The sequence below is a fragment of the Testudinibacter crocodili genome (assembly GCF_006228025.1).
Classification (GTDB): domain Bacteria; phylum Pseudomonadota; class Gammaproteobacteria; order Enterobacterales; family Pasteurellaceae; genus Chelonobacter.
In genome coordinates this window covers 36,011-48,480 of record NZ_VDHF01000022.1, presented here as the reverse complement: position 1 = coordinate 48,480, position 12,470 = coordinate 36,011, and the positions used below count along the sequence as shown (strand labels likewise).

General features: G+C 45.1%; 13 protein-coding genes. 4 read left to right on the top strand and 9 right to left on the bottom strand.

Translation table 11 applies throughout. The features are described from left to right. Positions 1-326 precede the first annotated feature (326 nt). The gene (locus FHQ23_RS02645; RefSeq protein ID WP_139612926.1) at positions 327-1,931 is read right to left on the bottom strand and encodes a methyltransferase regulatory domain-containing protein; all 1,605 of its coding nucleotides are present in this window, start codon (positions 1,929-1,931) and stop codon (positions 327-329) included. A gap of 177 nt (positions 1,932-2,108) precedes the next feature. On the opposite strand from FHQ23_RS02645, the gene FHQ23_RS02640 reads away from it, so the two are divergent. From FHQ23_RS02640 to degS, 4 genes are all read left to right on the top strand, one after another. After that, a complete protein-coding gene (locus tag FHQ23_RS02640; protein ID WP_139612925.1) occupies positions 2,109-4,046 on the top strand; it encodes a DNA topoisomerase III in 1,938 nt (645 codons plus the stop codon). 153 nt (positions 4,047-4,199) lie between these two features. Further along, the gene (nrdR, locus tag FHQ23_RS02635) at positions 4,200-4,670 is read left to right on the top strand and encodes a transcriptional regulator NrdR (RefSeq protein ID WP_139612924.1); all 471 of its coding nucleotides are present in this window, start codon (positions 4,200-4,202) and stop codon (positions 4,668-4,670) included. Continuing rightward, positions 4,670-5,815 (top strand): bifunctional diaminohydroxyphosphoribosylaminopyrimidine deaminase/5-amino-6-(5-phosphoribosylamino)uracil reductase RibD, encoded by a 1,146-nt coding sequence (gene ribD / locus FHQ23_RS02630; protein ID WP_139612923.1) that lies wholly within the window; start codon positions 4,670-4,672, stop codon positions 5,813-5,815. Before nrdR ends, ribD begins: the two co-directional genes overlap by 1 nt. After that, positions 5,809-6,891, top strand: coding sequence for an outer membrane-stress sensor serine endopeptidase DegS (gene degS / locus FHQ23_RS02625; protein ID WP_139612922.1), 1,083 nt, complete (start codon positions 5,809-5,811; stop codon positions 6,889-6,891). Before ribD ends, degS begins: the two co-directional genes overlap by 7 nt. A 27-nt stretch (positions 6,892-6,918) precedes the next feature. Here degS and FHQ23_RS02620 read toward each other — a convergent pair whose 3' ends face one another. From FHQ23_RS02620 to FHQ23_RS12495, 8 genes are all read right to left on the bottom strand, one after another. Next, positions 6,919-7,782 carry a CsiV family protein gene (locus FHQ23_RS02620; protein ID WP_139612921.1) on the bottom strand — a complete coding sequence of 288 codons (864 nt, stop codon included), beginning with the start codon at positions 7,780-7,782 and terminating at the stop codon, positions 6,919-6,921. Between the two features lie 30 nt (positions 7,783-7,812). Beyond that, positions 7,813-8,439, bottom strand: coding sequence for a chalcone isomerase family protein (locus FHQ23_RS02615; RefSeq protein WP_139612920.1), 627 nt, complete (start codon positions 8,437-8,439; stop codon positions 7,813-7,815). A gap of 155 nt (positions 8,440-8,594) precedes the next feature. Then, a complete protein-coding gene (gene fumC, locus FHQ23_RS02610) occupies positions 8,595-9,989 on the bottom strand; it encodes a class II fumarate hydratase (protein ID WP_139612919.1) in 1,395 nt (464 codons plus the stop codon). A gap of 170 nt (positions 9,990-10,159) precedes the next feature. Beyond that, positions 10,160-10,981 (bottom strand): D-hexose-6-phosphate mutarotase, encoded by an 822-nt coding sequence (locus FHQ23_RS02605; protein WP_139612918.1) that lies wholly within the window; start codon positions 10,979-10,981, stop codon positions 10,160-10,162. 64 nt (positions 10,982-11,045) lie between these two features. Further along, entirely contained in the window at positions 11,046-11,339 is a 294-nt protein-coding gene (locus tag FHQ23_RS02600; protein ID WP_139612917.1) for a type II toxin-antitoxin system RelE/ParE family toxin, read from the bottom strand. Then, a complete protein-coding gene (locus tag FHQ23_RS02595; RefSeq protein ID WP_139612916.1) occupies positions 11,332-11,574 on the bottom strand; it encodes a type II toxin-antitoxin system ParD family antitoxin in 243 nt (80 codons plus the stop codon). The genes FHQ23_RS02600 and FHQ23_RS02595 overlap by 8 nt, the downstream gene beginning before the upstream one ends. A 65-nt stretch (positions 11,575-11,639) precedes the next feature. After that, a complete protein-coding gene (locus tag FHQ23_RS02590; RefSeq protein ID WP_139611014.1) occupies positions 11,640-12,191 on the bottom strand; it encodes a DNA-3-methyladenine glycosylase I in 552 nt (183 codons plus the stop codon). An 84-nt stretch (positions 12,192-12,275) separates the two neighbouring features. Beyond that, complete coding sequence (locus FHQ23_RS12495) at positions 12,276-12,452, bottom strand: group III truncated hemoglobin (protein WP_267963599.1); 177 nt, start codon at positions 12,450-12,452, stop codon at positions 12,276-12,278. Between the last annotated feature and the right edge of the window lie 18 nt (positions 12,453-12,470).

Below are 12,470 nucleotides of genomic sequence, written 5' to 3'. Positions count from 1 at the left end.
ACAAAAAAATGACCGCACTTTTTACTTATAGTGACGTTTTTGATCTCACCTAAAATTTGCTGGCTATTGCGATAACGCACCCAACCGATTTTAGGTAACCATAAGCGGTCATTTTCCTGCTCAATTTTGCAACCTTGCGGATACCGTGAAAACGCCGATGTTGTGGGGGCAATGAATGTATTAAGGGCGGGACACGCCCGGTTAGCTTGTGAAGTGAACGGCACTAGCCGTCAGCAGCAAGAACCCACCGATGTGAGCTAGATCTTAGATTTAGACATGGTAGGAATCCCCTGACTTTAGACAGGGGAGGATGTCAATTTACTCCATTATCCAACTAATACTCCGCTATTACACCAATTTTGCAACGCATTATTCAGAAACTCAGCCGTGAGTTTCTGAACGTCTGCCAGATCGGTAATTTCATCGGCTGTGCCATTATCCGCAGCGTTGCGGTTAAATTTAATTTTGCCCTCTTGGTGATGGTGTAGCAAAATAGCATGTAAGTTTTCCAGCGTCTGTTGTCCGTCTAGATGCGGCAATAAAATAGATTGAATTAAGTCAAGAGACAACATCTCGTTGCGCGCATTCACGATATAATTGCGTAAAGAAAAATAGTGGCGATTAAAGTCTGATATCATCGGGCGTTCGCTAATATAATTGATCGGCCGATTGGTAATCGGTGGCGTGCCACTGATATGTAATAGCCCAGAAATAATTAACCGCAACAGTAAATGGGTGATGAATTCGAGACTATAATGCTGTTGCACTGTCTCTTTAAGTGCTTGTTGATATTCTTTAATATTGAAAAAACAGTTATCAAAACGGCAAAGAACGGTTAATGCTTCAAGCTCGGCTATATTTTGTGTGCGATAAAATTGGTTAGCATTATGGTTAAAGATAAAATAAGTATAGCCAGGCGCATCTGGGCGAGGCGACTGTTCTTGTTTGATTGAAATAGAAAAATGGCAAGATTGTACGGTTTCGGCGCTAATATGTCGTTGCAATCGGTTGCTCATTGTTTGGGGAATAAACAATGATTGACGGAATTGGCGATTATTGAGGTAATCAAGATATTGCTCTAGTACCACCTGTTGGTTATGACTGGCGTTAAGCAGATCGCGATGAATTTCAACTCCCCAATTTTCGGCAAAAGAGCTGGAAATTTCGGCATCATTTAAATAAGCCAGTTGATGTGATTCCGCCTTATTGACCATTTCGCTGAAATAAAGCGGGGAGTTGTGAATTTCCAAGAATTCATGAGCCAAATAATAGGGGGCAGAACGTTGTACCAAGCCGTCAACATCTTGCATAATGCGTTTGAACATCGTATTTTCAGGCGCTTTTTCGTGCATATACCCAATCATGGCCTTGGCGTGCTCAACTTTTGCAACGGGATCCTGGATGTCGCGCGTATGGAATAACATCGCATCACGGGCAATTTCTAACGATTTCCAACCGGGATAAACATTGTAGCTGATATAGGCAATACCATCGCTTTTCAGGTGTTTTCTGATGACATCCAAAATACCGCTTTGTACAAAATTAGGCACCCAGCTGTAAACACCATGACAGATGATATAGTCAAATAGCCCAAAAGATTCTGGAATATCAGTGATGCTAAGATGATGCAATTTTACACGTTGTTGCAACCCCATCTTTTCAACAATTTGCAGGCCTTGCGCTATTTGAACTTGAGATAAATCTACACCGACAACTTCAACTTCCGGGTAGAAAAAGGTTATCGGGATAATATTTCCACCGCTGGCGCAACCCAGCTCAAGTATCCTAGCTTGAGTTAAATCAGGAGGATTTAAGCCAAATAGTTGACCAATAGCTTGATGTAGCGGTGGAAAAGATTTAGCAAAAGGATGAGAAACATAAGGAAAATCATCATAGGATTTAGCATTTTTTTGTAGTAGGGTAGCATCCATAATAAGCCTTTGATATTGAATAGAGTGGTCGTTTTGATTCTATCGCAAATAGTCTAGTATTGCCTATAGATAAAGCTGTTGCGTGACAAAATACACGATTCGGTTGTGACTTAAGGCGGTAAGTGCGGTAAGATCGTACATTGATTGAATTTTGATAGACAACGGTATGGTAGTTTTATGCGACTATTTATAGCTGAAAAACCAAGTCTTGGGCGAGCCATTGCCGATGTATTGCCGCAGCCACATCGTAAAGGTGATGGTTTTATCCAGTGTGGTGAGCAGGATTATGTCACTTGGTGCATCGGGCATTTGCTCGAACAAGCGGAGCCGGAGGCTTACGATCCGAATTTCAAACAGTGGCGTTTAGAGCATCTGCCGATTATTCCGCAGCAGTGGCAGCTAAATCCGAAACAGAGTACGGCAAAACAGCTCAAGGTGGTGCTCAATCTGATTAAGCAAGCCGATCAACTGATTAATGCCGGCGACCCTGATCGCGAAGGACAATTATTGGTAGACGAAGTGTTTAATTATGCCGGGCTGCCGGAAACGAAACGCCAAGCCATTCAGCGCTGCTTAATCAGCGATCTCAACCCAAGTGCGGTCAGCAAAGCGATTCAAAAATTGCAGTTCAACCGTGATTTTATTCCACTGGCAACATCGGCATTGGCGCGTGCCAGAGCGGATTGGTTGTATGGTATCAATATGACCAGGGCCTATACCATTCGTGGCAGACAAGCCGGTTATAACGGTGTGCTGTCGGTCGGGCGAGTGCAAACACCGGTGTTGGGGCTGATTGTGCGCCGCGATCTAGAGATTGAAAATTTCCAGCCGAAAGATTTTTATGAAGTTTTGGCGCATATTCAAACCGATGAGCAACCGCCTCAGAGCTTCACCGCACTTTGGCAGCCAAGTAAAGCCTGTGAGGATTATCAAGACGAAAATGGGCGAGTGTTGTCGCAAGCATTGGCAGAAAACGTGGTAAAGCGGATTAGTGGGCAACCGGCGATCGTCACGCAGTATAGTGACAGCCAAGAAAAAGAGACCGCCCCCCTGCCTTATTCGCTTTCCGCTTTGCAAATTGATGCGGGTAAGCGTTACGGATTCTCAGCACAACAGGTGCTGGATACTTGTCAGCGGCTGTATGAGGTGCATAAATTGATTACCTATCCGCGTTCCGACTGCCGTTATTTGCCGGAAGAGCATTTTGCCGATCGAAGTGCGGTTAGCGTGGCGATTTCCCAGCATAGCCAGCCTTATCAAACCTTGCCGGACATTGTGGATTTAACACAAAAAAACCGCTGTTGGAATGATAAAAAAGTCGAAGCGCACCATGCTATTATTCCGACAGCGAATCGTAGACAAATCCGTCTGTCAACCAATGAGCAACAGGTTTATGATTTAATCGCACGCCAATATTTATTTCAGTTTTGCCCTGATGCGGAATACCGTAAAACCAAGATTGGTTTGGAAATCGCTGGCGGACAGTTTTTGGCACAAGCACGTGGCTTGCAAACCGCCGGTTGGAAGCAGCTGCTTGGCAAAGAAGACCAAGATGAAAATCAGCAGGCTGCCTTACCAAAAGTGAAAAAAGGGCAGCAACTCTGGTGTGAAAAAGGCGAGGTTGTCAGCAAAAAGACCCAGCCACCGAAGCCGTTTAATGATGCGACGTTATTATTGGCGATGACTGGTATTGCACGTTTTGTACAAGATAAGGAGTTGAAGAAAATTTTGCGCGAAACCGACGGATTAGGCACGGAAGCCACCCGTGCCGGGATTATCGAGCTGTTGTTCAAACGTGGATTTATCGTCAAAAAAGGACGCAGTATCACCAGCACCGAAGCCGGGCGGATTTTAATCCAAGCCCTGCCGGAAAGTGCAACGTTGCCTGATATGACCGCTCACTGGGAATCGCAGCTAGACGGAATCAGCCGTAAACAGGCGAGTTATCAGCAGTTTATGCAACAGTTGCTTGTCACTTTGCCGCAAATGCTGAATCAGTACGATTTCCAATCTCTGCGTTTGTTACGTCAGGTCTCACCGCCATTGAACAGCAAACGCAGCGGTTATAAAAAAGCAAAATCGCAGAGCGCTCAAAATATAAACAAACACCAATAGACCCTATACTGAGAATAAAAGGAAAAATTATGTTAACATTTGTTCAGCATGTGCCGATTTGGGTTTTGTCTGGTGGTGTAAAGCTATGCCGAAGCAGTGTATTGTATGCATGGCACAATAGACCCTAATTAATCAAAAATAAAAGGAGTTTTTATGCATTGTCCTTTTTGTTCCGCCTTGGATACCAAGGTAATCGATTCTCGTTTGGTGGCAGATGGGTATCAAGTGCGTCGCCGCCGTGAGTGTTTGCAATGTCATGAGCGATTTACCACCTTTGAAACGGCTGAATTGGTGACACCGAAAATTATTAAAAGCAATGATAACCGTGTGCCGTTTGATGAGAAAAAACTGCGTTCTGGTATGATGCGCGCACTGGAAAAACGCCCGGTCAGTGCTGATGATGTCGAAAAAGCGATCACCCATATTATTCATCAACTGCAAGCCAGTGGTGAGCGCGAAGTGCCAAGTAAGTTGGTTGGTACTTTGGTGATGGAAGCGCTGAAAAAATTGGATAAAGTAGCCTATATTCGTTTTGCTTCGGTGTATTTGAGCTTTGACGACATTAAACAATTTGGCGATGAAATTGAAAAATTAACCAATGAAACCAAAAATAAGGAAACGTGATGACCGTCTATTTTTCGAATCAAGATCAACAGTTTATGCAACAAGCTTTAGCGTTGGCAGCGCGCGGTCGTTGGACTACTGCGCCCAATCCAATGGTCGGCTGTGTGATCGTAAAAGACGGTAAAGTGATTGGCGAAGGCTATCACCAGCGTGCTGGAGAAGGCCATGCAGAAGTCAATGCTTTTAATGCTTGCACTGAAAGTGCGGTTGGGGCAACCTTATATGTCACGCTGGAGCCTTGCTCGCACTTCGGAAAAACCCCTCCTTGTGCTTTGAAAATTATCGAAAACGGCATCAAAAAAGTGGTGATCGCCATGCGCGATCCCAATCCGTTGGTGGCAGGTAAAGGCATTGCACTGCTGCAAGAAGCAGGAATTGAGGTTACCATTGGAGTGCTGGAATCGCAGGCAGAAGAGCTGAATAAAGGTTTCTTGAAACGAATGCGGAGTGGTCGTCCGTTTGTGCAGTTAAAAATGGCGATGACGATTGACGGCAAAACAGCGACAGCCAGTGGCGAAAGCAAATGGATTACTGGCGAACAGGCCAGAGCCGAAGTGCAGGATTACCGTGCTTGTGCTGGGGCAATTTTGTCAGCGAGCGGCACGGTGTTGGTGGACGATCCGCTGTTGAATGTGCGTTGGCAGCAATTGCCACCAGCGGTGCAGCAAGCTTATTCTGAATCTGCGATTCGTCAGCCGGTGCGTGTGATCATGGATTCAAAACACCGTATTCGTCCTTATCATAAGCTGTTCGGCGTAGAAAGTGCGGTCTGGTTGGTTGGGGCGGAACATAAACCGCGCGATCTCAGTGCATTTCCTGATTTTGTCGAGGCGATTTATCTGGATCCACAACAGCATCAGCTTTTGGCATTAATGGACGAATTGGCACAGCGACAAATTAATATTTTGTGGATTGAAGCCGGTTCCAATCTAGCCGGGTCGCTAATCAGTGCAGGTTTAGTCGATGAATTGATTGTGTATATCGCACCGAAACTGCTTGGCGATCAAGCCAGAGGACTGTGCCATATGCCGGATTTACACCATCTTGCTGACGCACCACTGTGGCAGTTGGTCAGCCATGAAGTGGTTGGCGAAGATATTAAACTGATTTATCGCCCAAAACGCTTAACGGAGGAAAAATGCTGAAAAAGTTATTGCAATCAGTGTTGATCGGGCTGTGTACCGCTGTCGTTGTTTTGGCGCTTATCCCACTGTTTCAAGGTAACAGCAATTTTTTTTCGCGACAACATGATGATTTGCAGGTTGTTTCCTATGCCAGTGCGGTGCGAATCGCCTCTCCGGCTGTGGTCAATGTGTATAACCAATCGTTGCAAGCCAGTAGTCTTGACCGTGGTTTGAGTGATAATGGTTTGAGCAATAATGAAGTACGGGTCAATAATCTCGGTTCTGGTGTGATTATGCGTGCTGACGGCTACATTCTCACCAATCGGCATGTGATCAGTAACGCCGATCAAATTGTGGTGGCGTTGCAAAACGGGCAGATTTATCAAGCCGGGCTGGTCGGCTCTGACAGTTTAACAGATTTGGCAGTATTGAAAATTCAAGCGGAAAATCTGCCGACGATTCCGCAAAATAAACAGCGACGGGTCTCGGTCGGCGATGTTGTCTTGGCAATCGGCAATCCGTATAACTTGGGACAGAGCGTCAGTCAAGGCATTATCAGTGCCACTGGGCGCAGTGCGTTGGGGGAGATCGGGCGACAAAACTTTATTCAAACTGACGCTTCAATCAATCGCGGCAATTCCGGTGGTGCTTTGATTAATACCGCCGGAGAGCTGATCGGAATTAACACCTTAAGCATCGGCAAGGACAGCAGTGAAATTGCGGAAGGGCTGAGCTTTGCGATTCCGATTAATATCGTCAATGATGTATTGAAAAAAATTATTCAAGATGGGCGTGTGATCCGTGGTTATTTTGGGGTGGAAAGCCAGATTTTTTACAATAATGAAGATCAATTGGGTTTAAATCAACGTGGCGTTTTGGTCACAGCGGTTGCACCAAACGGACCGGCATATCAAGCCGGTATTTTACAAGGCGATCTAATTGTGCGTTTTAACGGTAAAGCGGTGAATTCACCGACCGATCTACTGCAAATTATTTCTGATACCCGTCCAGGAACGGTGGTTGAAGTACAAATTGAAAGGCTTGGGCAATTGCTCAATCTTCCGGTGACAATTGCTGAATATCCGACAGTGGGTTAGATGTGAATTTTAACCGCACTTATGCGGTTATTGCATTTCATTGTTATTTTCGCTATTAACGCCTTTTAATGGTTTTCCGTCGGCGCTGTTGATCAACACCAGAATCCCGAATAACGGGTGATCAAAATACATCATTTGGCTATCAGTATAGCTGCTTTGGCTTTGATACTGAATGGTATGTCGTTGGACGGTTTGCTGGGTTTCGGCTTCAGTCGAATTCTCTTTGACTGCATCAATATCCGGCACGGTCGAAACCGCACTTTGTGCTAAATTGCCAAAGGCTTGCTGCGAATTTCTGCTCGGTGAGTCATAACTGAATGCTAAATTGAAGTTGAGCTCAATTTTATCGTCTTGCCAAATTAACAATCGCCCGTCAATGGCTGGAACGGTCGAAGGATCGGATTGGACTCGAAGCGGAAAACTGGCACTCTGTTGCAGCAACGGCTGGGACCAAGCCTGATGGTAAAAGGGAATATAACCGCCATGCTGCTGAAATTTTGTAAAAATTTCATTGAGTTGCATTTGACCTGCCGCTAAAGTACGGGCTTGCGGCTGCTCGGCAGAGGGCAGTAGTGCATCGGCTAGCGGAATCGCAGAGGTTAATTCCGGAAATTTTTGGTTTAAGCTGTCCTGTTCAAATAGCCGCTGGAAGATAATCAATTCTACATTAATTTGAGTGGCATATTGGCTTTGATTATGTTGCTCAGCATTTTGTTCGGATACGGCAGCTGTCGTCACAAGTGCGCTATCCACAGGGCTTTCTGCCGGGGTTACTGGCAATGATACACCATTTTCAGCGGGTGCTGCTTGATTAGCATAAACTTGTGCGCCAAACACACACAGTGTTAACGATCTAATAGTTAGTGACCAAAAAGATTTGGATAACGTCATCACAGGTACTCCATCTACAACCGTGTCAAATCAACTGGCTTCCGCACTTTGAGTACCGCTCAGTCCGGGAGGCGGTACAGGCTGCGGATCTTTGCTTTCACTTTCTACCGGAGCGGTTTCCAATTGACGCGGTGGTGTTGGGTAGTCGCTCGGCTGTTCAGTTTTATTTTCACCCAATAATTTGCTTTGCAGCCGTTTGAAACTGCTTTGCGGTGAGAGCCAAATGTCTAGGAAAGCTTGGTTAAATTCACTGCCGAATTTAGGTTCTAGTACCGTATCATTCAAGACAAAATAGCCGGTATCATCTAGCGCAATGTAATTTAATAAATCTTTTGGTTGAAAGTCCGGCAAGGTTTGTTCTAATTTTTTAGCCCACAGATCTTGGGTTTCCGCCGGAATTTGCGGTGCGATATTGTTCAGCTCTTTTTTCAGCGTAATAGCAAAATTCTTGCCTTCCACTGGTTTCGCGTAATTTAGTGTCAGCATCAGTGGACGCTGGTCGGGTTGATATTGCCCGTTTTCGCTGTATAGCGTGATCGTATATATATGAAACGGTCCCCAAGTGTAGTCAACCGTTCCGACAGGCAGCCAGTTAGCAAATACCGAATTGCCGAACAGCAAAACAAATGAAGTGGCGACAATTTTCAACAATTTCATAAATAACAACCGAAAGAAAAATTAAAATGACAAAATTTATGTGATTATAACATAAATAATCAGAACTGCTATTGAGCTAAAACATCAACAGACTCTAAAAGGCGAATAACAAAAAACGGGATCAAATGATCCCGTTTGCTTGGTTTTCGTCATGGTTATTTCAAACTGCCGACCATATCTTCAGGGCGCACCCATTGATCAAATTGCTCAGCGGTCACTAACCCCAGATTGATCGCTTCTTCTTTCAGGGTTGTACCGTTTTTATGCGCAGTTTTAGCGATTTTTGCCGCATTCTCGTAGCCAATATGCGTGTTGAGTGCGGTTACCAACATCAACGAATTTTGCAACTGCATTTGAATGCGTGGATGGTTCGGTTCGATACCGACGGCGCAGTGTTCGTCAAACGAGACACAGGCATCAGCCAGCAGTTGGGCTGATTGCAGGAAGTTCGCCGCCATCACTGGCTTAAACACGTTCAGTTGGAAGTGGCCTTGCGTGCCGGCGAAAGAGATGGTGGTGTCGTTGCCCAGCACTTGTGCGCACACCATGGTCAAGGCTTCGCATTGGGTTGGGTTGACTTTACCCGGCATAATTGAAGAACCCGGCTCATTTTCAGGAATCAAAATTTCGCCGATGCCGGAACGTGGTCCTGATGCCAATAAACGAATGTCGTTGGCAATTTTGTAGAGCGAAACCGCCAGTTGTTTTAAGGCACCGTGGGTTTCTACAATCGCATCGTGGGCTGCCAGCGCTTCAAATTTGTTCTCAGCCGTCACGAACGGCAAACCGGTAAATTTGGCAATATATTCCGCCACTTTGACATCGTAGCCTTTAGGCGTGTTCAACCCGGTGCCGACAGCGGTGCCACCTAGCGCCAATTCCGCCAAGTGCGGTAGCGTATTTTTCAGCGCTTTCAAGCCGAAATCCAACTGTGCCGCATAAGCGGAAAACTCTTGTCCCAGAGTCAATGGAGTGGCGTCCATCAAGTGAGTACGCCCGATTTTGACCACATCTTTAAACGCAGCTGCTTTTTCAGCAAAGGTTTTTTGCAAGCGTTCAACACAAGGGATGGTAGTTGCTACCACTTTTTTGTACGCAGCAATATGCATGGCGGTAGGGTAGGTATCGTTAGAGGATTGGGATTTATTCACATCATCATTTGGGTGAATAATGCTTTTCTCGCCTAATTTGCCGCCATTTAACACGTGCGCCCGATTGGAGACTACTTCATTGACATTCATATTCGATTGGGTACCGGAGCCGGTTTGCCAGATCACCAGTGGGAATTGATCGTCCAATTTATTCGCCAAAATTTCATCGCAGGCTTGGGCGATTAAATCGCGTTTTTCTGCCGGCAACACGCCCAGATCGGTGTTGGCAAACGCTGCAGCTTTTTTCAGATAACCAAAGGCTTCGATAATTTCATGCGGCATCGAAGCGGCAGGACCGATTTTAAAATTGTTGCGTGAACGCTCGGTTTGTGCCGCCCAATATTTATCTGCCGGAACCTGAACTTCACCCATAGTGTCTTTTTCGATACGAAATGTCATAGTAATTTCCTTTTTTTGATAATAGATAACAGGAAAATTTTAACATTACTACCTATTAAGTGGAATGCAAAGGGATGATCTAAATCATGACAAATGAAGTTTTGTGAGCAAAATCACGAAGTTTAGCATGAAAAAAACCGCAAGGACGACGAACTCGCCCTTGCGCAAGTTTAGCGGGACAGGCGAATAATCGCTTGCACGCTTTCGCCTTGTACTAATCGGCGGTGAATCCGTGATGTTTCTACACAAAGCATGGTTTGATAGCCGTTTTGCGACATGTTGGAGGTTTTTTTGTGCCATGGATTCCACACCACAATATCCGAAGCATTGATATGCTCAATTTCAATCGTGCGCTGCTGTGCCTTATCTTCAATCCGGCTGATCGGATTTTCTGCGGAGTAAATACAATCGGTTTCCTGATCGAATTGGCGTGGCGACGGCACATTTTCCTGCTGATTATTCAACGTATTCAGTGCGCTTTTCGGCAAACCGTGCAACGTGGTTTCGGCAATATCGCCCAGATTAAAATAGCTGTGTAGTGCCAATTGTGCGTCTTGCGCGCCGTAGTGAGTGAAACTTAGCCTACATTCATCACCAAACGTCATTTTCAATTGGGCTTCAACCAGCTTGTGCTGGTCATACAGGGTGAAATTCAGTTCGGCTTGCTCATCGCTGATATGCCATTGGCTGAACTGCCATAAATTAATCCGCGCATAGCCGTGCGCTGGGCTGCCGTTATCTTTAAACCACGGATAGCACAGCGGAATACCACCGCGAATCGCGGCACCCAGCCTAAACGGCTCAATTTCACTCAACCAAAAAATATCCTGAGCAGCAAAGTGCGGTTGCCAACTCAGCAAATGTGCGCCTTGCAAGGCGATCATTGCTTTGCCAACGGCATGATCAAGCACGATAACCGGAATTTCATTGATTTGTTGCAGCGAAAGATTGGGGTGAATTTGTCTAATAAATTGGGCTTTGGGCAGTGACATAAGTGAATCCTTGTTGAAAGTGTTATCAATATTCTACGCTGACCAACAGGATTGGCAACCGGATTTAGTTGTAACTAATATGTAATTTTGTCTCCATTTGTTGATGGAGAATTCTAACCACAAAAATATCATTTTTACGGATACGGTAGAAAATCGTATGTTGTTGATGAGGAAAGCTCATCAATGTAGTATCAATAGCAGTACATTTTTTGCCGATGAGAGGTGATGCAGCTAATCTTAATAGTGCATTTTCTAACGACAACAAATAGTCAGAGGCTTTTGGGGCTCCAAAATTTATCAGACTATAACGAGTAATTTTAGCAAAATCGTACTCTGCCAGTTTTGAGAGTTTATACATTTAATAATTGTTTTTCGCGGTTAAAAATATCATGTAGAGTGAGATCGCTTTCTCCACTTTGATCACCGGCTAAAATTGCAAGGCGAAGAGTTTCATTTACCGCTTCCTGCTCTTCTAACAGCCGAAGTGCGGTGCGCATGACTTCGCTGGTTGATCCGTAGCGTCCGGATTCAACCATGCGGGTGATAAAATCGGTGAGCGGTTCGCCGAGGGTAACGCTGGTGGTGCGAGCCATAATGATGTTCCTTTTGTGTGATTAATTCACACAAAAGATAACAGGTTTAGCTAAATCTTCAAGTCTTATTTTGATTTCATCCAGGCCGGTTTACTCGCTAGCACTTGGGCATAAATCGGGCAATCCGTTTGGTGAGCGCCGGGCAGATAACCGCTGCTCATCAGAAACTCATTGACGATTTCGCCGCCGACAAATTTGAATTGTTTTTTGAACAGCTTAACCCAGTCTTGAAGCGGGCGTGGGTGGTGTTGATCGAGCCAGTTTTTGAATGAGCCATATTGTTGTTGTAGCAGCAGAATTTGTTGTGCGTTGTGAATCGCAGCGTTGACTTTCAATTTGTTGCGCACAATACCGGCATCATTTAACAATCGCTCTCGGTCGGCTTCGTTGTAGGCGGCGACGCTGGCGATGTCGAATTGCGAGTAAGCACGACGGAAATTTTGCTGCTTTTTCAGCATGAGTGTCCAGCTTAGACCGGCTTGGTTGATTTCCAGCACTAAGCGTTCAAACAGTTCGTTATCACTTTCAATCGGGTAGCCGTAATGGTGATCGTGATAGTGTTTATTCAGATTGTCTTGTTCTGGTGTTAACTGGTTTACATAATCACAATAGCTCATTGATCTTCTTCTCTTTTCTAAATTAATTGGAACGAATGCGGCGCATAAACATCGGCAAGTCATCGGTCAGCACACGTTGTTCCATCAGACCTCAATATGCTGCAACATCGGATTGCCCTGATAGCTGTCGACATCAAAAATATTGCTCTCCCAAAAGCGGTACATTTTTTCCAAATATTTCTGCCAATGGCTACCTTGAATATGGCTGAACATATAGCCAATACGTTCATCCACCATCACTTTTTGGTAAAAGGTGTTCACTAATAGCTCAATATCTTG